At 69.2% G+C, this 25,624-nt stretch carries 24 protein-coding genes; 9 read left to right on the top strand and 15 right to left on the bottom strand.

What is annotated here, in order from left to right; translation table 11 throughout:
- Positions 1-26 precede the first annotated feature (26 nt).
- Together dxs and RIE08_06700 are read right to left on the bottom strand one after the other, a co-directional pair.
- Complete coding sequence (gene dxs / locus RIE08_06705) at positions 27-1,871, bottom strand: 1-deoxy-D-xylulose-5-phosphate synthase (GenBank protein ID MEQ8717284.1); 1,845 nt, start codon at positions 1,869-1,871, stop codon at positions 27-29.
- A 93-nt stretch (positions 1,872-1,964) separates the two neighbouring features.
- Positions 1,965-3,419, bottom strand: a complete 1,455-nt coding sequence (locus RIE08_06700; GenBank protein ID MEQ8717283.1) for a DHA2 family efflux MFS transporter permease subunit — start codon at positions 3,417-3,419, stop codon at positions 1,965-1,967.
- 101 nt (positions 3,420-3,520) lie between these two features.
- On the opposite strand from RIE08_06700, the gene RIE08_06695 reads away from it, so the two are divergent.
- On the top strand, positions 3,521-4,012 hold the full coding sequence (locus tag RIE08_06695) for a MarR family winged helix-turn-helix transcriptional regulator (GenBank protein ID MEQ8717282.1): 492 nt from the start codon (positions 3,521-3,523) through the stop codon (positions 4,010-4,012).
- On the opposite strand, the gene RIE08_06690 is transcribed toward RIE08_06695, so the two are convergent.
- The 7 genes from RIE08_06690 to RIE08_06660 form a co-directional block, all read right to left on the bottom strand.
- Positions 4,009-4,824, bottom strand: coding sequence for a phosphatase PAP2 family protein (locus RIE08_06690; protein MEQ8717281.1), 816 nt, complete (start codon positions 4,822-4,824; stop codon positions 4,009-4,011). The genes RIE08_06695 and RIE08_06690 overlap by 4 nt on opposite strands.
- Positions 4,824-5,930, bottom strand: a complete 1,107-nt coding sequence (locus tag RIE08_06685) for a lysylphosphatidylglycerol synthase transmembrane domain-containing protein (GenBank protein MEQ8717280.1) — start codon at positions 5,928-5,930, stop codon at positions 4,824-4,826. Before RIE08_06685 ends, RIE08_06690 begins: the two co-directional genes overlap by 1 nt.
- 206 nt (positions 5,931-6,136) lie before the next feature.
- Positions 6,137-7,498: an ABC transporter substrate-binding protein gene (locus tag RIE08_06680; GenBank protein ID MEQ8717279.1), complete on the bottom strand. Its 1,362-nt coding sequence runs from the start codon at positions 7,496-7,498 to the stop codon at positions 6,137-6,139.
- Between the two features lie 75 nt (positions 7,499-7,573).
- Positions 7,574-8,749 carry a branched-chain amino acid ABC transporter permease gene (locus tag RIE08_06675; GenBank protein ID MEQ8717278.1) on the bottom strand — a complete coding sequence of 392 codons (1,176 nt, stop codon included), beginning with the start codon at positions 8,747-8,749 and terminating at the stop codon, positions 7,574-7,576.
- Positions 8,746-9,639, bottom strand: a complete 894-nt coding sequence (locus RIE08_06670; GenBank protein ID MEQ8717277.1) for a branched-chain amino acid ABC transporter permease — start codon at positions 9,637-9,639, stop codon at positions 8,746-8,748. The genes RIE08_06675 and RIE08_06670 overlap by 4 nt, the downstream gene beginning before the upstream one ends.
- Positions 9,639-10,412: an ABC transporter ATP-binding protein gene (locus tag RIE08_06665; protein MEQ8717276.1), complete on the bottom strand. Its 774-nt coding sequence runs from the start codon at positions 10,410-10,412 to the stop codon at positions 9,639-9,641. Before RIE08_06665 ends, RIE08_06670 begins: the two co-directional genes overlap by 1 nt.
- A gap of 52 nt (positions 10,413-10,464) precedes the next feature.
- Complete coding sequence (locus RIE08_06660) at positions 10,465-11,214, bottom strand: ABC transporter ATP-binding protein (GenBank protein ID MEQ8717275.1); 750 nt, start codon at positions 11,212-11,214, stop codon at positions 10,465-10,467.
- Positions 11,215-11,341: 127 nt separating this feature from the next.
- On the opposite strand from RIE08_06660, the gene RIE08_06655 reads away from it, so the two are divergent.
- Genes RIE08_06655 through RIE08_06640 form a run of 4 tightly spaced genes read left to right on the top strand, consistent with a single transcriptional unit; the run spans position 11,342 to position 16,268 of the window.
- Positions 11,342-12,730, top strand: a complete 1,389-nt coding sequence (locus tag RIE08_06655) for a TldD/PmbA family protein (GenBank protein MEQ8717274.1) — start codon at positions 11,342-11,344, stop codon at positions 12,728-12,730.
- 2 nt (positions 12,731-12,732) lie between these two features.
- Positions 12,733-14,079, top strand: a complete 1,347-nt coding sequence (locus tag RIE08_06650; protein ID MEQ8717273.1) for a TldD/PmbA family protein — start codon at positions 12,733-12,735, stop codon at positions 14,077-14,079.
- The gene (locus RIE08_06645) at positions 14,076-15,434 is read left to right on the top strand and encodes a TldD/PmbA family protein (GenBank protein MEQ8717272.1); all 1,359 of its coding nucleotides are present in this window, start codon (positions 14,076-14,078) and stop codon (positions 15,432-15,434) included. Before RIE08_06650 ends, RIE08_06645 begins: the two co-directional genes overlap by 4 nt.
- 6 nt (positions 15,435-15,440) lie before the next feature.
- Positions 15,441-16,268 carry an undecaprenyl-diphosphate phosphatase gene (locus RIE08_06640; protein ID MEQ8717271.1) on the top strand — a complete coding sequence of 276 codons (828 nt, stop codon included), beginning with the start codon at positions 15,441-15,443 and terminating at the stop codon, positions 16,266-16,268.
- A 160-nt stretch (positions 16,269-16,428) separates the two neighbouring features.
- Here the strand turns inward: RIE08_06640 and RIE08_06635 are convergent, their stop codons facing one another.
- Both RIE08_06635 and ligD read right to left on the bottom strand, forming a co-directional pair.
- Positions 16,429-17,610 carry a DUF222 domain-containing protein gene (locus RIE08_06635; GenBank protein ID MEQ8717270.1) on the bottom strand — a complete coding sequence of 394 codons (1,182 nt, stop codon included), beginning with the start codon at positions 17,608-17,610 and terminating at the stop codon, positions 16,429-16,431.
- Between the two features lie 248 nt (positions 17,611-17,858).
- Positions 17,859-18,869, bottom strand: coding sequence for a non-homologous end-joining DNA ligase (ligD, locus tag RIE08_06630; GenBank protein ID MEQ8717269.1), 1,011 nt, complete (start codon positions 18,867-18,869; stop codon positions 17,859-17,861).
- A gap of 34 nt (positions 18,870-18,903) precedes the next feature.
- Here ligD and RIE08_06625 point away from each other — a divergent pair, with 34 nt between their 5' ends.
- Both RIE08_06625 and RIE08_06620 read left to right on the top strand, forming a co-directional pair.
- Positions 18,904-19,554 (top strand): sterol desaturase family protein, encoded by a 651-nt coding sequence (locus RIE08_06625; protein MEQ8717268.1) that lies wholly within the window; start codon positions 18,904-18,906, stop codon positions 19,552-19,554.
- A gap of 28 nt (positions 19,555-19,582) precedes the next feature.
- Positions 19,583-19,780 carry a hypothetical protein gene (locus RIE08_06620; GenBank protein MEQ8717267.1) on the top strand — a complete coding sequence of 66 codons (198 nt, stop codon included), beginning with the start codon at positions 19,583-19,585 and terminating at the stop codon, positions 19,778-19,780.
- Positions 19,781-19,825: 45 nt separating this feature from the next.
- Here the strand turns inward: RIE08_06620 and RIE08_06615 are convergent, their stop codons facing one another.
- Together RIE08_06615 and RIE08_06610 are read right to left on the bottom strand one after the other, a co-directional pair.
- Positions 19,826-21,049, bottom strand: a complete 1,224-nt coding sequence (locus tag RIE08_06615) for a threonine ammonia-lyase (GenBank protein MEQ8717266.1) — start codon at positions 21,047-21,049, stop codon at positions 19,826-19,828.
- A 5-nt stretch (positions 21,050-21,054) separates the two neighbouring features.
- On the bottom strand, positions 21,055-21,705 hold the full coding sequence (locus RIE08_06610; protein MEQ8717265.1) for a hypothetical protein: 651 nt from the start codon (positions 21,703-21,705) through the stop codon (positions 21,055-21,057).
- A 77-nt stretch (positions 21,706-21,782) separates the two neighbouring features.
- On the opposite strand from RIE08_06610, the gene RIE08_06605 reads away from it, so the two are divergent.
- Positions 21,783-22,988 (top strand): acyl-CoA dehydrogenase family protein, encoded by a 1,206-nt coding sequence (locus RIE08_06605; protein ID MEQ8717264.1) that lies wholly within the window; start codon positions 21,783-21,785, stop codon positions 22,986-22,988.
- Between the two features lie 58 nt (positions 22,989-23,046).
- On the opposite strand, the gene RIE08_06600 is transcribed toward RIE08_06605, so the two are convergent.
- Positions 23,047-23,667, bottom strand: coding sequence for an LPXTG cell wall anchor domain-containing protein (locus RIE08_06600; GenBank protein MEQ8717263.1), 621 nt, complete (start codon positions 23,665-23,667; stop codon positions 23,047-23,049).
- A gap of 79 nt (positions 23,668-23,746) precedes the next feature.
- A complete protein-coding gene (locus tag RIE08_06595) occupies positions 23,747-24,517 on the bottom strand; it encodes a crotonase/enoyl-CoA hydratase family protein (GenBank protein MEQ8717262.1) in 771 nt (256 codons plus the stop codon).
- Positions 24,518-25,012: 495 nt separating this feature from the next.
- Here RIE08_06595 and RIE08_06590 point away from each other — a divergent pair.
- The coding region (locus tag RIE08_06590; GenBank protein ID MEQ8717261.1) for a hypothetical protein at positions 25,013-25,624 on the top strand (612 nt) is incomplete at its 3' end.

Below are 25,624 nucleotides of genomic sequence, written 5' to 3'. Positions count from 1 at the left end.
GCTACCGAGGGGCGGCGCCACGGGGATCACGGCTCGACGAGCCACTCGTCCACGGTCTCGACGATGCCGTCCGCATCCAGTCCGAGCCTGGCGAGGATGACATCGGGCTTGTCGTGGGGGATGTAGGTGGCGGGGACGCCGAGTACCCGCACGCACGTCGGCTTTCCCGGTTCGTCCTGTGCGGCGACGGCGTCGGCCATCGCCGAGCCGACGCCTCCGTCGCGTAGACCGTCCTCGATGGTGACGACGAGTCGGTGGCGGGCCGCGTCGGCGATCATCTCGGGGTCCAGAGGCTTGGCGATGCGTGCGTCCCAGACCGTCACCGACCGGCCTCGCGCGGTGAGTCTCTCAGCTGCCTCCTCGGCCGCCTCGAGCATCTTGCCCACGGCGAGGATGCACACGTCGTCGCCGGTGAGCACACGGCGGGCTTTCAGGCCTGTGCCGACCTGGCTGTCGTCGACGTGGCGTGCGGTCGTCTTGGGCCAGCGGATCACCACCGGGCCGCTCGTGATCTCCAGCGCGTCGGCGAGCATCACCTGGAGTTCCTGGTACGACGACGGCGCCATGACGGTCATCCCCGGGACCTTCGTGCACAGCACCATGTCGAGCACCCCGTGGTGCGACGGGCCGTCGTCGCCGGTCACGCCGGCACGGTCGAGGCAGAAGATGACCGGCTGGCGGTGCAGCCCGACGTCGAGGTTGACCTGGTCGAACGCCCGGGTGAGGAAGGTCGAGTAGACGGCGACCACCGGCCGTAGGCCGCCCATCGCCATACCGGCCGCGGCGGTCACGGCGTGTTGCTCGGCGATGCCGACGTCGATGCAGCGGTCGCCGAAACGGGCGGCGAAGGGCAACAGGCCCGTCGAGTCCGGCATTGCGGCGGTGATCGCGACGAGCTCGGGATGGGCCTCGCCGAGCTTCACCATGGCCTCGGTGAAGGCCTCGGTGTAGCTGCCGGGCTTGGCGGTGCTGGTGTCGTGCATCCGCTTGATCGGGTCGTTCTCGGCGGGGCCGTAGCCGCGGCCCTTCTCCGTCAACACGTGCACGACGACGGGACCGTCGATGTCGGCCGCGTTGCGCACGGCCTTTTCGATCCCGGCGATGTCATGACCGTCGAAGGGGCCCGTGTAGCGCACACCGAGGTTCTCGAAGAACGATGTGGGCTCCCACATCTCGCGCACGGCGGCCTTGGTGGCCTCGATGGCGCGTTCCACCTGGTCCCCCACGACGGGCAACTCGCCGATGATCTTCTCGATGCGGTCCGACTGGCGCACGTAGCGAGGGTTGACCCGCAGGCGGGCGAGGCTCTCGCCCAGCCGCGAGACCGTGGGTGCGTAGGAGCGTCCGTTGTCGTTGAGGACGATCGTCACGTCCCGCCCGGAGTGGCCGAGGTTGTTGATCCCCTCGAAGGCCATGCCACCGGTCATCGCCCCGTCACCGATCACCGCGACGACGCGCCGGTCCTGCTGGCCGGGGTCGGCGGCGAACGCGGTGGCGAGACCGTGGGCGTAGGACAGGACGGTGGAGGCGTGGCTGTTCTCGATCCAGTCGTGGGCGGATTCCTCGCGCGAGGGGTAGCCCGATATGCCGTCGGCGCTGCGGAGCGATTCGAATCCCCGCGCGCGGCCGGTCACGATCTTGTGCACGTACGCCTGATGGCCGGTGTCCCAGAGGATCACGTCGCGCGGCGAGTCGAAGACGCGGTGCAGGGCGAGTGTCAGCTCGACGATGCCCAGATTGGAGCCGAGGTGTCCGCCATGGGTCTCGACCGCATCCACGATGTGGGCGCGTATCTCTGCCGCAAGGGCGTCGAGTTCGGCGATGTCGAGGTCCCGGAGGTCGGCGGGACCCGTGATGCGATCGAGAAGCACGTCATTCTCCGCGTGGGTCTGTACCCGACGGTATCCGCTCCGGGCCCGCGGTCCGAACCCGTGGCGGGCACGACCGGCATGGTCTGGTCCGGATCAGTCTGCCAGCAGAGCGTGATGCTCGTGGGTGGACTCGGCGCGGCGCTCGGCCTGTAGCTCATGTGTTCGTCGCCGCCCCGGCAGAGCGAACCCGGCCACGAAGCCGACGGCGAGGATCACCATGGCGACACGGAACACGCCGTTGTATGCGGCGATGGCGTCATCGACGACGAGCGGGTCGCTCAGGTCCTCGCCATCGGGGACACTCGCAGCGAAGACCGCGGCGAGGATGGCCGTGCCGAGTCCCGCGCTGACCTGCCGGGCGGCCGACGACAGCCCCGAGGCCTGGGCGACCTGGGACGCGCGCACGGAGTTCATCGCAATGACGACGGGCGTCATCAGGGCGAGCCCAGCGCCCAACCCTCCCACGAAGAGAAGACCGGCGATGGTGACCAGCGGCGTGTCGACGGAGAGAGGGCTGAGGGGCCAGAACGACGCGGCGAGGATGGCGATCCCCACCGTGAACGGGACCCGACTCCCGATGCGGTCGGCGAGGCGCCCGCCCACGGGCAACATCATCGCCATCCCGAGTGCCGAGGGCATCATCACGAGGCCGATGTGCAGCGCGTCGATGTCGCGGGTGGTGCCGAGCTGGAGAGGAATGTAGACGAGTCGCCCGAATTGCCCGACGACGGCGAGAGCGGTCACTCCCATCGCGATGGCGAAGATCGGGTTCGCGAAGAGGCGGATCTCGACCAGTGGCGCGGGGCTGTGCATCGAGTGCAGCACGAAGATGACCAGAGCGCCGGTGGCAATTGCGAGGACCGCCATCGTCGTGGTCGAGCCCCAACCCCACTGGCCCCCTTCCTGGAATCCGATGAGCAGGGCGGCCAGGCCGATCGTCACGAAACCGAGCCCGCGCGCGTCGAAGGGTCGGTGTTCGCGGAAGCCCGTCTCACGGAGCAACCGGATCGCGAGTGGGACACCGATCAGCCCGACCGGGACGTTGATGAGGAACACCCATCGCCATCCGACCGACGAGACCACCGCGCCGCCCAGGACAGGTCCGATCGCAGGCGCGGCCATGACGGCGATGCCGAGGATGCCCATCGCAGTACCGCGCTCCTCGGGTTCGAACAGTTCGTAGACCATCGCCATGGCGATCGGCATGAGAAGTCCACCGCCGACACCCTGCACGACTCGTGCGGCGATGAGCATCTCGATGGACGGGGCCACCGCACACAGCGCCGAACCGATCGTGAACGCCCCGAGCGCCGCGATGAACGCCGAGCGCCGCCCGTAGCGATCGCCCACCCAGCCGCTCGTGGTCTGTGTCACCCCGACGGCCACCGCATAGGAGGTGACGATCCACTCCACGTTCAGCGAGCCACCGAGGTCGTCCCTCACCGCTGGAAGAGCGAGGTTCACGATCGTGATGTCGAGGATGACCATGAACGAGCCGATGAGCACCACGCTCATGGCGACCCACCGATAGGGCACGGAGCGTCTCACGGCGCCACCGTGAGCTGCTGGGAATCCGCGTTCGGGAACCTCAAATAGTTGTAGGCTACAATCATCTGGCCTGAGTGTAGCGCGAGGAGGGGCACGGCAACGTGGCGGATTCGGAGACGACCATTCCCGAGGAGACGATCGAGGCCTTCCTCGTGCGCATCGCCCGCCGGGCGAGTGACCCTCGGGTGGTCCGCAGGCTCAACGAGCGCGCGGGCGTCGAGTTCGATCGCAGCAGCTGGACCTTGTTGCTGAGGATCTCCGAGCACGAGCCGGTCCGGCTCTCGGTCGTGGCCGACGTGATCGGGATCGACACGTCGACCGCGAGCCGGCAGGTGTCACCGCTGATCGCGGGGGGAATGGTCCGGCGCTCGCCCGACCCCGCTGACGGCCGAGCCCTCCTGCACGAGCTGACCGACGCTGGCCGGGTGGTGCTCGGTCGGATGACGACGGCATGGCGGAGCTGGATCGAGGAGATCCTCGATCCCTTCGACGTCACCGAGCGCAGTGATCTCGCCTCCCTGCTGAAGCGGCTCGCTGCATCGATCGAGGAGGTCGATCGCCGCGAGGAGGCGGGTCGGAGCAACGGGACCTAGCGGCGAAGTACCGCCCGGTCCCGGTGGATCGCCGAGCCGACAACCCAGCCGATCCCCAGCGCGATCGCTCCGCCGAGGGCGTCGATCCAGTAGTGGTTGGCGGTCACGATGATCGCGAACATGGTCAGCCACGGGTAGATCGCGATCGCCGCCTTGGCCACCGGTCGCTCGAGCCTCGGGTACAGCGCAAGGAACGACCACGCGGCCCATCCGAAGTGCATGCTCGGCATGGCGGCGTACTGGTTGGAGAGCTTCTCGCCCGCACCGCTGTCGAATGACCAGATCCCACCGATGTCGGTGACGGTGTCCACGAAACCCGTGCCTTGGAGGCAGGCGCCGTAGAGACCGCAGTCGGGCAGCAGGCGCGGCGGCATGAGGGGGAACAGTGCGAAACCGATGAGCGCCATGGCCGTGGTCACGAGTCCGATCGTGCGCCACCTCGGGTAGGCGACCGGATCGCGGGTGTACAGGAAGATCAACACGAGCGCGGTCACGGCGAAGTGGAACAGTCCGTAGAAGACGTTCCAGAACCGTAGGAATCCGTCCCAGCCTAGGAACCAACTCTGGATGCGGGCCTCGTGGTACAGGCCGATGGCCCGCTCCACGTCGATGATCGCCCGGGCGTTCTCGTAGGCGACGGTCCAGTCGACCGCCGCTGAGCCGAACTGGTTGCGGATGAACGAGTAGACGGCGTAGAAGGTGCCGATGATGAGCAGTTCGCGCCACCACCGCAGGCGGAGTCGGTCCCGCAGTGGCTGGTGTTCGCGTGCCAGGGCGACGGCACCGGCGACCGTGCCCACCTGGCGCGCCATCAGCGGCCGCCCGTGCTGTCGGCGTCGCCGTCCTCGGAGGGGCTCTGGTCGTCGTCGGCTTTCCCGGGTGCGGTCGGCCCACCGTTGCCGCGGCCGTTGGCTCCGGCGAGGTGGGCGAGTGGGCCGTCGTCGATGAGGTCGGTCAGGCGTCGATCCCTCGGTCGGCCGCCGAGGATCAGCGCGGGGAAGCCGACGATGCTGCACACGAAGATCAGCACCCCGAGCAGCAGTCCGAAGCCGATCGCCCGTTCGTCAGGCACGTCGAGTCGGCTCAGGAAGAAGACCATCGCCGTCTCACGGATCCCGAGGCCGCCCAGGCCGAGGGGGAGCACCTGGATGATCAGCACCGCCGGGTAGAAGGCCATGAGTGCGGTGATGCCCACCTCGTCGATGCCGATCGCGCGCGCCGCCAGGAACGCGGCGAGCAGCAGGACGCCCTGGTACGCGAAGGACACCCCGACGAGGCGGTAGGCCTCGCCCGGATTGCGGCGGAACGCGTCGAGGCCGATGTGCAGCGCCTGGGCGAAGCGGGCCCACCCCGAGAACCGCGTGAGGAAGCGCCCGGTGATCGGATTGCCGACGGCGAGAATGATGATCGTCAGGGCGCTGATGGTCAGGGCCGCAAGGATCGCGGCCACCCGGGTGGCCGCGCCCAGGTCACGCAGACCGGAGTTGACCAGCAGCCCTGCGAACGTGAAGACCGGCAGGACCAACCAGCCGGAGAGCCGTTCGAACACGACCGAGGTGAAACTGGCCGGACCGTTGCCCGTGTCCCGGGTGAGCCGGCTGATCCGAAGAACGTCTCCGCCCACGGTCGTCGGGACGAAGTTGGAGACGAACTGGCCCGCCATGTAGTGCGAGAAGAGCCGGGGCGTCGTCTCGCGCAGTCCCAGCGCCCTGAGGACCCGCATCCATCGCATCGACGCGAGGACGAACGACGCCATGGTCAGTGACAGCGCCCCGAGTAGCCAGAACGGCGTGCCGGCGTCCCAGTCGGGCAGGATCTCCGACAGGCTGACGTTGTCGAGGCGCGCGAACAGAAAGATGAGCAGAGCCACGCTGCTGCCGATACGCAGGACGAGACCGAGGAATCGCTTGGTGTTCACAAACGCCTCGCCGGGACGGATGGGGGCCTGACGGGTCGCGCGGGTCATGGAACCCGTTCGCGGCAGGGCCCTACCTTATCGCCGGTCCTCCTTGTCGCCGGTCGTCACGGCTCTGTCGCCGGTCGTCACGGCCTTGGCGCCGGTCGTCCTCATCGCCGGTCGCCGGACAGCCACGGCGAGGGGTTGCCCTCGCCCCGCCGCCGGGATCACGAGGGTGAGAACGTCTCCGTGAGCGGCGAGTCCACGATGGCCAGTTCCCGCAGGAAGTTCGGTGGTGATGCCTGGTCGAACACCGAGATCCGGCTCGCGGAAGCCGGCACCCGGTTCTCGGGCGTGCCGTAGACGTAGTTGTCGGCCAGACCCATGACATCGACCTCGCCGAGTTGGGCGAGCGCCTCGGCCATACCCTCGCGGGAGAGATCGCCGAGTTCGACGGCCTTCTCCAGCAGGGCGTGGACCGAGATCGTCTGGAAGTACCCCGACAGGCGGAACGTGTCCGGGTTGCCGCTGCCGTACTCGGCCCAGACGTCGAGGAACTCGGCCATGCCGGGGACGTCGGTGCGGTCGAAACCGGGGGTGTCCAGCGCGACGTAGAAATTCTCGAAGAAGCCCGGGTTCGAGATGGCGAAGAGGTTCAGGTAGCTCGGCAGCGCCCCGAGCCACACGGGATCGAAGCCGAGCGCATCGGCTTCGGTCATCAGGCCGAGTTGTTCGAACACGACGGTGATCGCGAAGACAACCGTGCAGTCCTCGAGCTCGGAGATCGCCGCGGTGAAGCTCGTGGCGCCCCGGCTGATGGTGGTCGTGACGGCCAGGTCGATACCGAGTTCGGTGGCGGCGTGCTCGACGCCGCGGACCGTGTCCTGACCGTACTTGTCGTCGAAGTGGACGACGCAGTACACGTCGTCGGCCTGCGCGAGTCCCGACTCGTTCACGTACCAGTCGGCGAGGTTGATCATCTCGAACTCGTAGGGCGTGCCGTTGGGTACGAGCTGGGGTTCGGCGGTCCATGAGTAGCTCAGCGACCCGGGCGTCGCGAGGATGTTGTCCTCCTCGAGGAACTCGAGCAGCGCCTGCGTGGGCGGTGTCGACAGGACCTCGGCGATCATGACCACGTCGTTCTTGATGCGCTGGTACTCCTGGACCGTGGCGCCCTCCTGGTCCTGGGTGTCGCCCGGCACCAGTTCCACGCGGTACTGGCCGGCGACTCCGCCCGCTGCGTTCACGGAGTCCCAGTAGGCCTGGGCGCCGGCGAGCAGACCTGCGCCGATCGTGGACAAGCTCGCTGTCTGGTCGATCAGGTAGCCGAGCTTGATCGTCTCGCCGTCGAAGCCGTTGGTCTCGGCCGGGGGTCCGGCGGGCTCGCCGCCTCCGTCGTCGGAGGAGTCGGACGAACCGTCGCCCGATGATCCGTCGTCGCCGCCGTCGCTGGAGGAATCGCCGTCGGTCGTTGCGTCGTCACCCGACGCGGATCCGTCGCCTTCGCTGGAGTCGCCCCCGCCGCAGGCTGCAGCGACCATCGCCACCGCCATGAGAATCGCCAGGAACTTCGTCGTCGCCCACGTCATGGTCACGGTCCCCCTCCGGATCGGAACTCATCGTCGCGTCGCCCGGTCCCTCGGCGGCGCCCGATGGTGCAGAGGCTAGCCGGGGGGTGGCCCATCTCCGGTGTCGGGGCGGCCCCCATCGCGCCGTTCGCGTGAACTGACGGCGATGCGGCGTCGCGCCGCATTGAACGCTCCGGCGATCCCGGTCGGGTAGCGGATGAGGGTCACGATGAGGAGCGCGCCGAACAGAAGCTGCGCGAACGACGAGGAGCTGAAGATCCCGCCGTCGGCCTGGGTGTCGGTGACGAGCGGTCGGTCGATGATGGGTACCGAGAAGTCGAGGACCCCGACCAGCTCCCGGACGAGTTCGGGGAGGGGACCGATGAGGAGCGCCCCCACGATCGCACCGCCGAGACTGCCGATCCCGCCGACGACGATCATCGCGACGAAACGGATGGACAGGAAGAGTTCCCCGATCTCGTCGTTGGGGCTGAGAAACCGTGCCGACAGGGCCTGCACCGATCCCGCCAGCGCGGCCATCGCGCTCGAGATGGCGAAGGCCGCCACCTTGTAGCGCGCCACGCTCACACCGGTGACGGAGGCGGCGATCTCCTGGTCACGGATGGCCTGCATCGCACGTCCCGGTTTCGTGCGCACGAGGTTGTAGGCGATGACGGCGACGAGACCGACAAGGAGCCACGCGAGGTAGTACAGCCCCTCCGCCCGGGTGAAGGTCGTTCCGAACACCTCGAGTTCGGCGAAGTCGACCGGTCCGATCGAGGTGGACGCGTCGTTCGCCGAGATCCCGTTGAACCCGCCCGTCACCGACTCCCAGTTCTCGACCACGTAGGTCGTCACGAAGATCAGGGCGAGGGTGACCACGACGAGGTAGTCGCCGCGGAATCTCAGCGCGAACGGGCCGACCACCAGACCGACGAGGCCGCCGAACACGGTCGCTGCGGCCAGGAAGGCGAGCAGCGGCCAACCACGTTCGGCCCCCAGGTAGGCGGTCGTGTAGGCCCCGATCGTCACGAATGCCGCGTGGCCGAGCGAGACCTGACCGGTGATGCCCGTCAGCAGGTGCAGCCCGATCGCACCGATGGCGAAGATGCCGGCGGTTCCCAGCACGAGCATCCAGAAGTCGCTCTCGACGAGCACGGGTACGAGCGCCGCGACGGCCACAGCCACCGAAACGGCAACGGCGCGTCCGGAGGGGACGAGGCGCCGGGGGGCCTCCCGCGTGGCTGCCTGCGTGCTGGCCGGGTCTGTCATACCCGCGTCACCGTCCGGGATCCGAAGAACCCGGTGGGCCGCCACAGCAACACGATCACCATCAGCACGTAGGGAACGACCTCCTCGACACCGGAGCCGAGGAAGTCCTGGGTGAGATAGCCCTGAGCCATGACCTCGGCGACGCCGATGACGAGGCCGCCGGCGACGGCGCCGCTGGTGGAGTCGAAGCCGCCAAGGATCATCGCGGGGAACGCTCTCAGTGCGATGAAGCCGAGACCGGGGGACAGGGCCGATCCGCCGCGGCTCGTGAGCATGACGCCGGCGACGACACCGAGGATCGCTGCGATCGCCCAGGCGAGGCCGGTCACCCGTCCGAGGTTCACGCCGTTGGCCGCCGCGACCTCCTGGTCCAGTGCGGCCGCCCGCATGGCGAGGCCGGTGCGCGAGCGGCGGTAGAACCACACGAATCCGACGACCAGCAGGATCGTGACCCCGACCGTGTAGAAGTCGACATGGCGGATGGTCACGTCGCCGAAGCGCGACGCGTCGTTCCCCCACGGGGTGGTCATGACGAGCGCCGGTTGGGTCCAGGTCGATCGCACGACCTGTTCGATGACGACCAGCACACCGAGTGTCACGAGGACGATGACGAACGGCGGCCGCCCGACCAGCGGACGGATCGCGACCCGTTCGATCAGGACCGCGCCGAAGGCCATCGTGGCCATGGCGGCGAGGACGGCGACGACGAACGGAGCGCCCCAGTCGTCGCCGTACTGATAGGTCAGGTAGGCGCCCATGAGCACCATCCCGCCCTGGGAGAAGTTGAACGTACGCGTCGCCGTGTAGACGACCACGAATCCCAGTGCCACCAGCGCGTAGATCGATCCGAGCGCGATGCCGCCGACCAGCAGTTGGAGGAACTTGTCCATCAGGCGCCTCCCAGATAGGCACGGATGACCTCGGGGTCGGCACGGACCGTGGTCGGGTCCCCGCTGGCGATGACCTCGCCGTGATCCAGAACGATGATCTCCTCGGCGAGTTCCCCCACGAACGCCATGTCGTGTTCGACGACCATGATCGTCACGGGTCGCTCACGGTGCACGGCCGAGATGATGTTGCGGAGTTCGGCCGTCTCGTCGGTGTTCATTCCCGCAACGGGCTCGTCGAGCAGCAGGACCCTCGGTTCCATCGCGAGGGCGCGTCCGATCTCGATGCGCTTGCGGGTGCCGTAGGGGAGCGCCCCCACGGGCTCGCGGGCCACTGCGCCGAGCTCGAGCAGTTCGACGATCTCGTCGCAGTACGCACGGTGTCGGTGTTCCTCGGACTTCGCCCGCCCGATCCAGACGGCACCGGCCAGCAGCCCCGTGCGGATGTGGCGGTGACGACCGAGCATGAGGTTGTCGACCACGTCGAGGTTGTCGAACAGGGCCAGATTCTGGAACGTCCGGGCGACGCCGAGGTCGGCGATCGCCGGCGGGCGGCGGCCGGTGAGCTTCTCACCGTCGACGAAGATCTGGCCGCCGTCGGGCCGGTAGATGCCACTGAGGCAGTTGAAGATCGAGGTCTTCCCGGCACCGTTCGGTCCGATGACCGCGGCGATGGCGCCGGCCTCGACGGTGAAGCTGACGTCGGTGAGCACAGCGAGCCCGCCGAAGGCGAGATCGATGTCGATGAGCTCCACCTCGGCCGGGGTGGAGCTCATTGCGCGGCGTCCGGCCCGCGGGTCAGGGAGGCACAGGGGCGGGCCTGACCCGTCATGAGGTCCCCAGGTACATGTCGTGGACCGACGAGTTGCCCGCCAGTTCGGCGGCGGGGCCCGCCAGCGCGACCCGCCCGTTGCGGAGGACAACCGCCTCGTCGGCGATGGAGAGCGCCATCGCGGCGTTCTGCTCGACGAGCAGGACGGTCGTGCCCGCGTCGCGCAGGGCGATGATCGAGTCACGGATCTGTTCGGCGATGAGGGGGGCGAGGCCGAGGGAGGGTTCGTCGAGGATCAACAGGGTCGGCTCTGTCATGAGCGCCCGCGCCATGGCGAGCATCTGCTGTTGGCCGCCCGAGAGCAGCCCGGCCTGATCGCCACGCCGGTCGCCCAGGACCGGGAACATCTCGTAGCTGGCGGCGATCCGGGCACGCAGGTCCGCGCGTCGGGGAGCGGTGGTCGCTCCGACGAGCAGGTTCTCCTCGATCGTGAGGTCCCCCAGGACCCGGCGCCCCTCCATCACCTGGGCGATTCCGGAGCGGACGATCCGTGCCGGATCCGCCCCGTCGATGCGCTCACCCCGCAGCGCGATCGATCCGCCGGCCACGGCACCGTCGTGGAAACCCAGCAGGCCGGTGATGGCTCTCAGAAGCGTCGTCTTGCCGGCGCCGTTGGCACCGAGCACGGTGGTGGCGGTGCCCTCGGCGACGGTCAGGTCGACGTCGTCGAGTGCGCGAATGGCCTTGCCGTAGCGCACCGTCAGGTTGCGGACCTCGAGAAGTGGCCCGCCGGCAGGTTCCCCCATCGCGGCGATGATAGGTGGGAGCGGACCTTCGGGGTCGGCCCGTGTAGCGCCGGGGCTCATCGGTACGCTGGTCCTCGGTTGACCCGACGGTCACCAGGGCAGTTCCCGACCCCCAGGAGACGACCACGTGATCGACGAGTCCGTCATCGCCGCGACCCTTTCGACCGCGCTCGGCTCCGGCGGTGACTTCGCCGAGGTCTTCGCGGAGGACAAGCGCGCCGCCTCCGCGCTTTTCGACGACGGAAAGGTCGAGGAGCTGTCCTCGGGCCGGGACCGGGGCGCGGGAATCCGTGTGGTCGTCGGCGACTCGACGGGGTTCGCCCACACCGCGGACCTGACTCCCGAGGGTCTCGAACGCGCGGCGAAGGCCGCCGCAGCGGCAGCCCGATCCGCCGGTGCCGGAACGAAGGTCGCGGATCTCAGCCGGGTCGACACGACCCCCCAGCCCGTGCGGATAGCGCCCGAGTCCGTCGACAAGTCACGCAAGGTCGAACTACTGCGCCGTGCGGACGAGGCCGCCCGCTCCGCCGGCTCGGCCATCAGCCAGGTTGCCGCCCGCTACGCGGACAGCCGCCGCCGGATCCTCGTGGCGAACAGCGACGGCGTGTTCGCATCGGATGACCAGGTGCGCACCCTCATGTCGGTCTCGTGCGTGGCCGTTGGTGACACCGGCATGCAGACCGGGCGCGAGACGCTCGGTGCCACTGTCGGCTTCGAACTGTTCGACGAGCACGACGTGGACGAGGTCGCCCGGCGGGCGGCCGATCGCGCGCTGACCAAGTTGGCCGCCCGGCCCGCGCCCAGCGGCACGATGCCCGTCGTGATCGGCCGCGGCGGCGGAGGCGTCCTGTTCCACGAGGCCTGTGGTCACGGTCTCGAGGCCGACCTGGTCAACAAGGGCGCCTCGGTGTTCCGCGACAGGGTGGGCGAACTCGTCGCCTCTCCGATGATCACGCTGATCGACGACGGTTCCATGGCCCACGAGTGGGGCGCGTTCGCGATCGACGACGAAGGTCGACCCGCGCAGCGCAACGTGCTCATCTCCGAGGGTCGTCTCGTGGACTACATGTGGGACGGGCTGCGCTCCCGCAAGGCGGGTCGTGCCAGCTCAGGCAACGGGCGCCGCGAGTCCTACCAGCACCTGCCAATGGTCCGGATGACCAACACCTACATCGCCAACGGTGAGGACGACCCGGATGCCATCATCGCCGACACCGAGCGGGGCGTCTACGTGGCCCAGCTCGGCGGCGGTCAGGTCAACACGGCCACCGGGGACTTCGTCTTCGGCATGACGGAGGCGTATCTGATCGAGGACGGTGTGGTCACAGACCCCATCCGGGACGGCAATCTCATCGGCAACGGCCCGAAGGTCCTGACGAACATCGACGCCCTCGGCAACGACTTCGAGATGGGTTCCCCCGGAACGTGTGGCAAGGACGGTCAGGGCGTGCCCGTCGGCGACGGGACCCCGACGCTGAGGGTGACCGAGCTCACCGTCGGCGGCACGGCCGGCTGACCGTGGACGCCGAAGAGCTTCTCGCCGTCGTCGACGGCATCGTGGACCGGGCTCTGCCCGGCGAGCAGGTCGAGGCGGTCGCTGTCGACGAGACCGCCACCGAGGTGGTCGCCTACGACGGCGACGTCGAGTCCTACACGTCATCGGCCTCCGCCGGAGTCGGTGTGCGCGTCATCGTCGACCATCGGCAGGGTTTCGCCTACGCCGGGAGCCTCGACGCCGACGCCGTGGCCGAGGCGCTCGCCGAGGCCCGCGACAACGCCAGGTTCGCCACCGTCGACGAGCACGTTGCCCTGGCCGAGCCCGATGGTCACCCCTTCGCCGAGATCGAGTCGTGGGACCCGTCGGTCAGCGCCTTCCCCAACGAGCGCAAGATCGAACTCGCCCTCGAATTGGAGCGGGCGGTCAAGGCGGCCGACACCCGCATCGTGGGCGTCGAGTCAGCGGAGTACGCCGACGGCGAGTCCGTCGCTGCCATCGCGACCACGTCGGGTATCCGCACGGCGTCGCACGAGTCCTCCAGCTACGTCGTCGCGTCGTCGCTCGCCGCAGACGGCGAAGAGATGCAGACCGGCTTCGGCTTCGCGGTGGGACGAGATCCCGCCGCCCTCGACATCGCGAAGGCGGCCACCGACGCGGCCGACCGGGCAACCCGCCTGCTCGGCGCGACGAAGCCGACGAGTGGCCGCACGACGATCGTCTTCGACCCGTTCGTCACCGCCCAGTTCCTGGCCATCGTCGGTTCCACGTTGTCCGGCGAGTCCGTTCTCAAGGGACGCTCACTGTTCGCCGACCGGCTCGGAGACGAGGTGGCCGCCGCGTGTGTCACCCTCGTCGACGACCCGACGAACCCCGACGCCTTCACTGCCACCCGGGCCGACGGGGAGGGGCTCGCAACCCGTCGCAACGTGCTGTTCGACGGCGGTGTCCTCCAGCGGTTCGTGCACAACTCCTACACGGCCCGCCGCACCGGAACGGCCTCCACCGGCAACGCCGTCCGGGGCTTCTCGAGCACCCCGGCCGTCGGGTGCATGGCGTTGTCGCTCGTGCCGGGCATGCGCAAACAGGCCGAACTCGTGAGCGACGTGAGTGACGGCGTGCTCGTGCAGGGTGTCTCCGGTCTTCATTCCGGCGTCAATCCGGTCAGCGGAGACTTCTCGACCGGAGCCGAGGGTCTGCGGATCTCGTCCGGCTCGCTGGGTGAACCACTGAGGGAGTTCACGATCGCGTCCACGCTGCAGCGCATGCTCCTCGACGTGATCGAGGTGGGCGGCGATGTCGACTGGCTGCCGATGTCCGCGGCCGGCGTCTCCCTCGTCGTCGACGGCGTAACGGTCTCGGGGGCATGACCGGAGGCGGTCGGGTCGGAACCGAAGAGCTCCTGGCCATTGCGGACGCCGCCATCTCGGCCGCGCTTCCCGGTGAGTCCGTAGAGGTCTACGCGGTCCGCTCGCGCGGCACCGAGATCAAGGTGCACGGCGCGCAGATCGAGTCGCTCACCGATGCCGACACGCAGGGGGTGGGCATCCGGGTGATCCGCGACGGTCGGACCGGCTTCTCCCATTCCTCGACCCTCGACGTCGACGAGGCGATGACCGTGCTGGCCGACGCCCGCGAGAACTGCCGGTTCGCGGAGCCCGATCCCGATGCCGGTCTGGCCGAGCCCGACGGCGTCGTCGCCCCCGGCCACGACCTCGTCTCCGACGATGTCCGCACCACGACTCCCGCTCAGAAGGCGGAACTCGCCTTCGAACTCGAGCGGCTCGTGGTGGGCACCGACCCCCGGGTCAGCCGCACGCGAACCGTCGCGTACGCCGACACCCAGTCGGCCGCTGCGCTCGTCTCCACTGCGGGGGTGAGGGTCGCTGACAGCGCGACTGCCGCGTATCTCAGCGCAGTGGCGATCGCGCACGATGACGATGACACCGCGGTTGGCTACCACTCCTCGGCCGCCCGGGGCCCCGGCGGGCTCGACCCCGCAGGCACCGCCGCGGTCGCGGTCGACCGGGCCACCCGGATCCTCCACGGCCGCAAGCCCGCATCGCAGCGCACGACGATCGTGCTCGAACCCCGCCTGGCGGCGACGTTCCTCGGGATCGTGGGCGGCATGCTCTCGGGCGAGCGTGTCCTCAAGGGGCGGACCCCCTTCGCCGACAGAGTCAGTGATCTCGTGGCGTCACCGCTACTGACCCTCGTGGAGGATCCGACCGAGGTCCGCTCGCTCGGTGCCTCGAACGTCGACAGCGAGGGCCTCGCCTGCCGGCGCACGCCGCTGCTGACCGCCGGCGTCCTCGAGGGTTTCCTCCACAACGCCTACACCGCCCGTCGCCTCGCCGCTGTTCCGACCGCGTCGGCCGTGCGGGGCCTGAAGGGCACGCCCGGCGTGGGGGCGCGCTGTCTGGCGATGGTCCCCGGCGATGACGAAGACCCGGTCGCCGCTGTGGACGACGGCATCTTCGTGCAGACGCTCGCGGGGCTCCACTCCGGGGTGAATCCCGTGAGCGGCGACTTCTCCGTCGGCATGGACGGCATGCGCATCACGAACGGCCAACTGGCGGAGCCCGTCCGTGAGGCCACGATCGCCTCGAGCCTCCAGCGGATGCTCACCGACATCCGTGCGGTGGGTGCCGATCTCACCTGGTTGCCGAGCGGGACCGGTGCCTGCACCATCGTCATCGACGGGGTGTCGCTCGGGGGAGACTGAGTCCTCGTGCCGGTTCTTCACGCAATCGTCCTCGGCATCGTCCAGGGGCTCACCGAGTTCCTGCCGATCTCGTCGAGCGGCCACCTCCAACTCGTCCCGTGGCTGTTCGGCTGGGACGACTTCGGCGGCGACAAGAGCCTCGAGACCGCATTCGACGTGGCTCTGCACATGGGCACGCTCGTGGGCGCGCTCGCCTACTTCCGGCGCGATGTGGCCGGCCTCACCGTCGGCGGAATCGACTGGCTCCGCGGCCGCCGGACCGAGCAGGGGCGCCAGGCCTGGCTGCTGGTCCTGTCCGCTGTCCCTGCCGCGATCGTCGGTGTCGGCCTCCAGTCCCAGATCGAGTCCAACGACGACCGCATCTGGCTGACCGCGGTCATGCTGATCGTCTTCGGACTGGTCCTGTTCGCGGCCGACCGGGTCCTCGGTCGTCGCACGATCGAACAGTTCTCGGTGCGGGACGCCCTCGCCATGGGCGTCGGTCAGGCCGTCGCCCTGCAGCCGGGGGTGTCACGCTCGGGTGTGACGATCACCGTCGCCCGGGCCATCGGCTTCGAACGTGAGGCGGCGACACGGATCGCCTTCCTCATGAGCCTCCCCGTCATCGCAGGCGCGGGGCTCTACCAGTTCATCGACATCGGTGGTCCGGGCGGCATCCCGGCCGATCTCCGCGCCGGGTTCATCTGGGGGATGGTGACCTCGGCCGTCGCCGGGTGGGTCGCGGTGTGGGGGACCCTGAAGCTCGTGCGCACGTCGTCGTTCACGCCGTTCGTCGTCTACCGGGTGCTCGCCGGGATCGCGGTGCTCTCGATCCTCGCCACGAGCTTCCGCTAGGTCAGCCGCTCGGCTCGCCGGGATCGCGGTCGCACGGGTGCGGCCGGGGTGGGCTATTCGGTTGTCAAGGTGCGCGGGTGGGTACGGGGTGTGGAACCCACCCGGGTTGGTTGCGGGCCGAGTGGCACCGCCGGGGGGTGCATCGGCTCTGGTGGGGGTGTCAGGCGGCGTGGGGTGGGGCCCGGTTGGGGTGGTTGGCGGGTGGGTGCCAGGTGAGGTCGTGGCCGGGCGTGCCGGTGTGGGTCCAGCCTCGGGTGTGGATCTTGTCGTGGTGGCAGGGACGGCAGGTGAGGGCCATGTTGTCGATGTCGGTGGGTCCGCCTGCGGCGTAGGGGGTGAGGTGGTGGATCTCGCACTGGTCGGCGGGCGTGGTGCAGGCGCCAACGGTGCAGTGTCTGTCGCGGGCTGCGATGGCGCGACGTTGCGCGGGGGTGGCGAGTCTGACGGTGGTGCCGTGCCAGAGGACTTCGCCGCGTACGTCGAAGACGAGACCGGCGATCGGCGAGGTGCACGCCAGCATCTCGAGTTGTCCTCCGCTGATCTGTGTCCCGTCGAGGAGTTCACCGCCGGCGCGGTTGGTGATGTCGTCGATTGTGGCGGTGACGATGAGCTGTGTGCCGGTGCCGGTGCGTGTGGCGGGGTTACCGCAGATGAGGTTGAACGTGGCGGCGGCGCGGTAGCGGGCGGCGGACGGCGTGTCGGCGCCCGGGTCGAAGCCGGTCTCTTCGAAGAGGGGGTGGTCGCCAGCCCACAGGCGCCGGGCCTCGGTCTGGATCGCGGTCCAGACCTGGGCACCGTCCAGGGCGGCCATCTCGATACGCATGCCGAACATGTCCGGTCCGGCGTCGAAGCGGTCCACGCGGGCGCGCCGGCGGGCTCTGGCTGCACGATCGTCTCCGCCGTCGGCGTCGTTGGCCTTGACCCACCGGTCGACGATGATCGTGAACCCTCCGGCGGTGCGTCGGGTCGCCTCGTTCAACAACTCGGTCTCGTCGACGCGAAAGCGCTCGGGGTGTTCTTGGGCGGCGCGGGCCATGGCGACGGTGTGGTCGAAGGAGATCTCGCCGTGACGCAACGCAGCTGCGGTGGCGGCCATCTGGTGCCAGTGGGTGGCGACGTTCTCGCGGCGCCGGGCGTCGCGTTGTGACACGGCTTGGCGTTCGACGAGTTCTGAGGCGAGGTCGCCGGCACGCACGGCCGAACCCATTCGTCCCAGGCGGACCGCCAGAACGTCCATTTCGACTGCAAGAGCACGGCGGCGGGCGGTTTCGAAGCTGTCGACGACGTCGGCGAGCGCCCCATCGGACAGGTCCGAGACGTCACCGGGGGTTTCGACGCACACGGCTCTGCTCCTTTCGACTCGCGACCGGCCGGTTCGAGGACCCTGAGGGGTCGAAAGGGGAAGATGACCGCCAACCCAAGTATCCGGGTTGGCGACGTCGCATCACTATAGCGAACAGGTGTTCGACTGCGCAACCCGAAGTCGGAACTATCTCGAGCCGGGTCGGTGTCGGCCCTGCATCGGGGAGGCCGGAGCCGGGCAGGGCGCGATTGTGGGCCCTCCAGGACCGGTCACAGGGACCGGCCGCCCTACTCCTCTGTCTTCGCCCGAGACGGCGCAACCCGGGGCGGCTCGTCGGGCATCTTGGGGTACTGGGGAGGCCACGGGGCGTCCATCAACCCGTCGGCCCGGTCCCGTTCGTGCATCTCCAGCAGCGGCTCGAGCGACTGCGGGCCATCGCCGATCCCCGCCCACGGATCGCCCCGCTCGGCGTACAGCGCCGCCACCACGGGCAGCGTCAACTCCTCCGCGTCCACGTCGGGGACCTCGTCCCAGCGCAGCGGCGTCGACACCTGTGCCCCGACGCGCGCACGCACGGACCACGGCGCGAAGACCGTCTTGTGCGGCGCGTTCTGGTTGAAGTCGACGAACACGCGCTTCCCGCGCTCCTCCTTCCACCACGCCGCGGTGATCAGGTCGGGGCGTCGGCGTTCGAGTTCACGGGCGACGGCAACAGCGGCCGAGCGGACCTCGTAGGAGGTCCAGCGGGGCCGCAACCGGATCACCACGTGGATCCCCTTGGACCCCGTCGTCTTCGGCCACCCGACGACACCGACCTCGTCGAGGAGCGCACGGACCTCCATCGCCGCGTCCCGCACCGCACCGAAAGCGACACCGCCGTGGGGGTCGAGATCGATCCGCAGTTCGTCGGCGTGGCCCGGGTCGACAACTGTGTAGGGCCAGGTGTGGAAGCCGAGACACCCCAGGTTCACGGCCCACGCCACATGGGCGAGATCGGCGAGGACCAGCGCGTTCGACGTCGTCCCGTTCACCGTCGCGACCGTCGTCGTCTGCATCCACTCGGGAGGGTTCGCGGGGACGCGCTTCTGGTAGAAGGACTTGCCGCCCGCTCCGTCGGGGAACCGCTGCAGCATCGTGGGGCGGCCACCCACGGCGGACATCAGCGCATCGCCGAGGTCGAGGTAGAAGCGGACGAGGTCGAGTTTCGTCTCCCCGCGTCGGCTGAAGAAGACCTTGTCGGGATTGGAGATGCGGACGTCGTGTCCGGCGATCTCGAGGATCTCGGCGTCCGCTGCCACGGCGCGAACCTAGCCGCGGGCGTAACCTCGAAGCATGGGTCGAAGCACCGTGGCACCCTCGGCGGGGACGGGCACCCTCGCCTGCCTCGTCGCCGGCGGGGTCCTGTGGACGGCGACCGAGTACTCGGTGCACCGCTGGGTCATGCACGGCCAGGGCGGGAAGAACCCGCTGTCCGAGGAGCATCTCGACCACCACGCGAACCCCGACCGTACGAATCCGCTCGCGCTCGATGCCGAGACCCTCGGATGGAAGGGTGCCGGCTTCGCTCTCGTGGCGGCGCTCACCGCCCCCTTCGCCGGTACCCGTCGAGCCTCGAAGATCGCAACCGGCTACACCGCCGGGTACTGCGGGTACACGTGGCTGCACGACCGCATGCACCACCGGCCACCGTCGGGCCCGGTCACCCGGGTCCTGTGGCGCAACCACTTCCGCCACCACTTCTCGACGCCCCGGAGGAACTTCGGTGTGACGAGTCCGGTCTGGGACATGGTCGGGCGCACGACCGAGGGCGACGGTCCGGTCAAGGTCCCGCGCCGCCTCGCGATGTCGTGGCTCACCGGTGACGACGGTGAGGTCCGCGCAGACTTCGCCGACGACTACACGCTGGCGGGGTCCACGCGCCGCCGCCACAGCGCGGAGGATCTCAGGCGGGCACTGGCGGACAAGGCACCCGTCGCCGACTGAGCACCCGTCGATCGGTAGTGTCCACAGGGTGAGCGACACCATCGACCTGGCCGCGTTCGAGTGCCCCCGCTGCGGGGCGACCGTTTCCGGGGAGTACTGGGGTCCCTGCACGGGATGTCGTGAGGAACTGCGGGCGTCGATGGCGGGCGAGGCGACCGAGGTCGTGGCGGAGGCCTACGAGCCGAAGATGAACGTCACGCCGAACGCGGTGGCGCTCAAGGACTGAGTCGGGTCTCGAGGACTGAGACGGCGCTCGAGGACTGACCGACTCTCAAGGACTGAGTCGGCGGGCCGGTAGCCCGGCGGCGCGGAGTTTCTCGACCACCTCGTCGGCGTGGTGCCCGTCGCGAGTCTCGACGACGACGTCGAGGGTCGTGGACCGTGCCGACAGCGGCCCGAACATCCGCCGGTGTTCCACCTCCACGATGTTCGCTCCGGCGTCACCGATCACGGTGGCCACCGCAGCGAGACGCCCCGGGAGATCGTCCAGGTCGATCTGCAGCGGGGTGAGCCGCCCCGTCCGGCCGAGGCCCCGCATCAGCACGGACGTGAGCAGGCGCGTGTCGATGTTGCCGCCGGACAGGACGAGACCGACCCGACGGCCTTCGAATCGCGAGCGGTCCTCGAGGACGGCGCCGAGCGCGATGGCGCCCGCACCCTCGGCGACGGTCTTCTCGATCTCGATGAGCAGGCGTACCGCGTCCTCGATGGCCTCTTCTGACACGGCGATCATGTCGTGGACGTGGCGCGCCACGATGGGCAGCGTCAGCGCGCCGGGGGTCTTCACGGCAATTCCGTCGGCGATGGTCCCGGTCGATGACGAGGTGAACTCCTCGCCGGCGAGGGCGCGGATCATCGACGGGTAGGTCTCGCTCTGGACGCCGACGACCTCGGTCGTGGAGCCGGAGCCGGCCACAGCCGTGGCCATCCCCGCGATGAGTCCACCGCCACCGACGGGCACGAGGATCACGTCGAGGTCGGGCACGGCATCGAGCATCTCGAGCGCGACGGTTCCCTGGCCGGCCATGACGAGGGGGTCGTCGTAGGGGGGGATCTCGACCAGTCCCCGCTCGGCGATGAGCGAATGGGCGTGGGCGGCGGCGTCGGCGAAGGTGGCGCCGTGCTGGAGGACCTCGGCGCCGAGGCGTCGGGTCTGGACCACCTTGGAGTACGGGGCCGACTCGGGCATCACGATCGTCGCGGGAACCCCCATCCGTCCGGCGTGGTAGGCGACGCCCTGTGCGTGGTTCCCGGCGGACACGGCGATGACGCCCCGCCGGCGTTCATCGGGGTCGAGGTGGTGGAGCCGGTTCGCCGAGCCGCGGTCCTTGAACGACGCCGTGAACTGGAGGTTCTCGAACTTCACGAAGATCTCCGCGCCCGTCAGCGCTGAGAGCGTCCGGGAGGGCAGGGTGGGCGTCGCCACGACGTCGTCGGCGATCGTGCCCGCGGCCCGGGACACATCCCTGGGCGAGATCGCGAACTGTTCGTCCATCGCGGTCAGGGGAGCCGCGACGCGATGTTCTCGGCCACACGGAACTCGATCTGGCGCTCGATCCGGGCCTGCGCGTCGAAGTCGTCGACCCCCCAGATGGCGTGGACCTGCACGGCCACATCGCCCTTGCGGAAGGCGATGCCGGAGCCGTAGGTGCCGGTGGGGACCTCGAACGTCTCGTCGCCGATCTCCAGGGCGCTCTCGACGGCGGTGTTCAGGTCCGATGCGTCGTCGCCGAGAGTCGGGTCGAACCCGCCGATCTCGCTCGGCCGGGCCTCGACCACGGCGACCCGCAGGTACTCGAGCACGTCGGCGCCTTCGACGTTCCTCCAGACGCAGGCCGCCCCGTCTCCACGGACGACACTCAGCTCCCATGCGCCTGCGAAGAGCTCAGTCAGCTCGGTCGGGTTGTAGAGACCACAGCGGTCGAAGCCGTCGTTGACGTTCCCTCCGATGTCGAAGGGGCCGAGTGGGGTCGTGTCGATCGTCCGGTCCGGCACCGAGGACGCCTCGGGGAGCCCTTCGGCTGCGAGGTCGAAGTCGTCGGGCAGCGACCCGTCGTCGCCGCCACCGCAGGCAGCGGCCACGAGAGCGATCGTGACGATCGCGGCGAGCAGGACCAGACGTGACCGGGAGGTGTGCGGGGTCCTCGACATCGTGACGAGGCTAGGTGATCGGCTGGGCAGTTCGTCGACCGGGTTCGGGTGGTCGCACGACGGTAGGTTTGCGGGCCATGGGGGACGTCGACGACGAACAACTGCGCGGGATGGTCGCGGACCTGCTGGCGGAGGTGCCACCCGACCAGGTGGATCAGGTGACCTTCCGCGGCGAGCAGTACGACAGGGGCCTCGCGGTGGTGAGCTTCCCCGAGGGTCTCGGTGGTCTCGGTCTCGAGCCCCGCGCCCAGACGGTGGTTGACGCCGAGTTGGCGAAGGCGCCCAAGACGTACTCGAACATCTCGGTGAACGCGATCGGGATCGGGATGGGGATGCCCACCGTTCTCGCCTACGGCAGCGACGAGATGAAGCGGACGCTGTTCCGACCGTGCTTCACGGGCGAGGAGATCTGGTGTCAGCTGTTCTCGGAGCCGTCGGCGGGTTCCGATGTGGCCGGGCTCGGGGCGCGGGCGGTGCTCGACGGTGACGAGTGGGTCGTCAACGGCCAGAAGGTGTGGACCACGCTCGCCCATGTCGCACGGTGGGGGATGTTGGTCGCCCGCAGCGATCCCGACCAGCCCAAGCACAAGGGCCTCACCTATTTCCTGTTGGACATGGCGGCGCCGGGCGTCGACGTCCGGCCGCTGTTCCAGATCACCGGTGAGGCCGAGTTCAACGAGGTGTTCCTCACCGATGTGAGGATCCCCGACGCGAGCCGTCTCGGCGATCGTGGCCAGGGATGGTCCGTCGCCGTGACCACGCTGATGAACGAACGGGTCGCCCTCGGCGGTGGCGTGAGCCGACGGGGCACCGGCCCCATCGGCGTGCTGGTCGACACATGGCGGCAGCGACGGGACTCACTGACGCCGCAGCGCCGTGCGGTCCTGCGGGACCGTGTGGTGTCCCTGTGGGCTCGGGCGGAGGCTCTGCGCCTGACGCATCATCGGGCGGCGGAAACGGCGAGTTCGGGTACTCCGGGGCCGGAGGGCTCGGTCGGCAAGTTGATCTCGGCCGAGCTGAACCAGGAGATCTACGACTGCATCCTCGACGTGGTCGGAGCCGACGCCGCGGTACACGAGCCGGGCTATCCGATGGCGAGACCCGAGAACCTGACAGGCGGCTCCGATCTCGGCACGCACGGTTTCCTGCGGTCCCGGGCCAACTCGATCGAGGGCGGCACGTCGGAGATCATGCGCAACATCCTCGGCGAGCGGGTACTGGGTCTGCCGAAGGAGCCGGGCGTCGACCGGGACATCCCGTGGAGCGAGATCCCGCGCGGCTAGGCGGACGCGCAACGGCCGGGTCCGAAGACCCGGCCGTCGTTCAGATCAGGGAGTGGGGTCAGAGGCGACCGAGGCGCCGCCCGAAGCCGACCATCATCACGCCGGCTGCGAGGATCGCAACGCCCACGATGGCGATGAGGCTGCTCTCGGACCCGGTCTCGGGGAGATCTTCGCCGTCGTCGGCGGCCCCATCGTCAGCGGCGCCGTCATCCGCCGCACCGTCGTCGGCAGCGCCGTCGTCGGCTGCTCCATCATCCGCAGCGCCGTCATCCGCGCCGACGGTGATGACCGCCGAGGCGAACTCCTGCTGGCCGACGATGTCACCGGCGAGCCACACGAGGCCCTCCTCGGGGATCTCGACGCCGGTGAAGGTCAGCGTGACGAGTCCGTCGGTGTTGTCGTCGGCCTGGATCGAGGGGAGGTCACACAGGTTGAGGAAGTTCTCGGGCGTGATGGCCTCGATGTCGCCTTCGGCCCCCGGACAGAACGAGGCGGAGATCTGATCGGCGGTGAAACCCTCGCCGGTCAGGGTGACGTCGTAGGTCCCCGCCTCGGGGACCGTCGCCGGGTCGGTGGTCAGTGAGAATGGCGACTCGTCCTGGGCGCCGGCAGGGGCGACCCACAGCAGTGCAAACAGCCCCGCCATCACCGTCAGTGCCACAAATCGTGCAGTCTTCATCGTTGAGCTCCCTCGTTCAGCCCGCAGGCATTCCGCGCAACGTTACTCACCCTGGCGCAACGGTGCAGGGATTCCGGCGTCAGCGGCCGGTCCAGCGCGGTGGGCGCTTCTCGATGAAGGCCAGGGGGCCCTCTTTGAAATCCTCACTCGCTTCGAGCTCGCCGTGGAGCCGCCCGGAGGTGGCGAAGCCCTCGTCGTCGGCGCGTTCGTCGGCTGAGTCGATGACCCGCTTCGAGAGTCGTACCGCTACGGGGGCGTTGACGACGATCGCCGCGGCGAGTTCGTGCGCGGCCGCGAGGGTGCCGCCCTCGTCGCACAGGCGGTTGACGAGACCGAGCGCGTGGGCACGCTCGGCGGTGATCGGGTCACCGGTCAGGGCGATTTCGGTGGCGACGTTGCGGGGGAGGCGGCGGGGGAGTCGGACGAGTCCGCCGGCGCCGGCGATCAGCGCCCGCTTCACCTCGGGCAGAGCGAATCCGGCGGATCGCGAGGCGACCACGAGGTCGCAGCTCAGCACGAGTTCGAACCCGCCGGCCACGGCCAGGGCGTGCACCGCGGCGATGATGGGCTTGGTGCGCGGCTTGCGGGCGAAGCCGGCGAAGCCGCCTCCGGGAGTGGACAGCTCGGCGATCCGGCCCTGCGAGATGGCTTTCAGGTCGGCACCGGCACAGAACACCGGCCCCTCGGCGGCGAGGATGCCGACCCAGACGTCGGGGTCGGCCTCGAGGCGGTCGACGGCCGCTTCCAGGCCGCTGGCGACGCGCCCGTCGATGGCGTTGCGGGCCTCGGGTCGGTCCAGGGTGATGACCGCCACGCGGCCCTCGGTCTCGTAGCGCACGACGTCGGACATCCCCGAGACGCTAACGGGGCTGGGCCCACGGTGTCGTCATTCGGCACGCGGGGGTGCCGCCGGTAAGCGGATCGGTCCCGAGGCGGATAGTGGGTTGTAGGAGCGGATCCCTAGCCCGGGGTCGGGCGAGGCGCTGCGGTTCGGGCGCCTCGCCCGCCCTGCGGCCTAGCGCTGCGTATCTAGGTCCGATGACCTAGATAGGTATCTCTGAGAATCTCTTGCGCGGGTATGAGTGCTGGGGTTAGCGTGCGGGGGTCTGATGCTGCTGTAGGGGCGGGTACGGGCGCAGGAGGCGGTGTCATGGCGGGTATGTCGCGTCGTTGGTGGGGTCCGTGGATCCTCCGGATCTCGATCGCTGTGGTGTTGGGTCTAGCGGCGCAGGTGGTGGTGACTGCGCCGGTGTTCGATTCGGTGTCTCGCTGGGCCGGTTCGCCGAACGTCGTACCGGCGTTGGCGCAGGGGACGAATCCGGCTCCGTCGCCGTCAGGCGCTCCGGTGACGTTCCCGTTCAACGGCGGCCTGGACCCGGCGTCGTCGCCGGGATTGTCGACGTTGACGAACCCGGGTTTCGAGGATGCGCCGGTGTCGTTGGGGCAGCTGAACGCGAACTCGGAGATGGTTCCCCCGGACGCAACGACGCTGTTGTCCAACGGTGACTTCGCGACGAATGACCTGACAAGTTGGGCGACTCTGGAGGGGACGCCGGCTGTGGAGGCGCGGGGCGCGGATTCGATGGTGCGCTTGTCAGAGGCGAAGATCCAGTCTTCTGCGATCGCGGTCCCGTCGGGTGGCGCGTCGGTGTTGTTCGACGTGGAGTTCACGGGTAACAGGAAGAACGAGGTGAAGGCGTACGTGTATTCGTCTGCGGACGGGTACACGGCGGAGACTCAGGTCGATGTTCACCGCTGCGCGTACTGCAGCGAGTGGCGCCTGAACATGTTCGACGCGACGCCGTGGGCTGGCCTGTCGATCAAGGTCGCGCTGCGTGACGGGTCGGGCACGGTCCGGGTGGACAACGTCACGTTGGCCGATCCGATGGTCGGCTGGGACACCGATGAGATGTGGTCCTTCGAGTACGGCGTGTCGGACCCGGTCGTGCACATCACG

Source organism: Acidimicrobiales bacterium (assembly GCA_040219085.1).
Taxonomy (GTDB): Bacteria; Actinomycetota; Acidimicrobiia; order Acidimicrobiales; family JAVJTC01; genus JAVJTC01.
This window is presented reverse-complemented; position numbering and strand designations above follow the sequence as displayed.